This is a genomic window from Photobacterium kishitanii, from assembly GCF_003026355.1.
GTDB lineage: Bacteria > Pseudomonadota > Gammaproteobacteria > Enterobacterales > Vibrionaceae > Photobacterium > Photobacterium kishitanii.
Window position 1 is genome coordinate 1 of sequence record NZ_PYON01000057.1, and the last position, 677, is coordinate 677.

3 tRNA genes and 1 rRNA gene are annotated in these 677 nt (G+C 45.8%); all 4 read right to left on the reverse strand.

Annotation, left to right across the window (positions count from 1 at the left end):
* Window positions 1–193: 193 nt before the first annotated feature.
* Window positions 194–269, reverse strand: a tRNA-Ala gene (locus tag C0W29_RS21500).
* A 41-nt stretch (window positions 270–310) separates the two neighbouring features.
* Window positions 311–386, reverse strand: a tRNA-Val gene (locus C0W29_RS21505).
* Window positions 387–412: 26 nt separating this feature from the next.
* A tRNA-Glu gene (locus C0W29_RS21510) sits at window positions 413–488 on the reverse strand.
* A gap of 99 nt (window positions 489–587) precedes the next feature.
* Window positions 588–677: ribosomal RNA gene (locus tag C0W29_RS21515) — 16S ribosomal RNA — on the reverse strand; the annotation flags it as partial.

The following is a 677-nucleotide window of genomic DNA, read 5'->3' on the forward strand; positions in this document are numbered from 1 at the left end:
TCGATACAAGACACTTGAATGTGTGTTGTTTTGAGAACTCGTTTTTATCCGAAGATAAAAACATTTTTTAAAATCAATCTTTCGATTGAATTTACTAGTCAGCTTTCCAGATTGTTAAAGAACATGTGTTTTTGTCATCTTAAACGATGAAAATCCACTTTCTAAGCACACTCTTTCGAATGTGTTTAGAAAGTGGTGGAGCTATGCGGGATCGAACCGCAGACCTCCTGCGTGCAAGGCAGGCGCTCTCCCAGCTGAGCTATAACCCCATCAAGTTTTACTTCTTAGGAGAAGTTCTATTCAAAGAAAGTGGTGGGCGATACCGGGCTCGAACCAGTGACCCCCTCCTTGTAAGGGAGGTGCTCTCCCAACTGAGCTAATCGCCCATCGTTTTACTTCCGATGAAAAGAAGTGGCGTCCCGTAGGGGAGTCGAACCCCTGTTACCGCCGTGAAAGGGCGGTGTCCTAGGCCTCTAGACGAACGGGACTAAGTTTTTTGTCTAAGTTATGGGATAACTTAGATGTTCTTTTACATTTCGACCAAGCAATCTGTGTGGACACTGCATAAAACAGTATAAGTCTTTAGGTAAGGAGGTGATCCAGCCCCAGGTTCCCCTAGGGCTACCTTGTTACGACTTCACCCCAGTCATGAACCACACCGTGGTAAACGCCCTCCC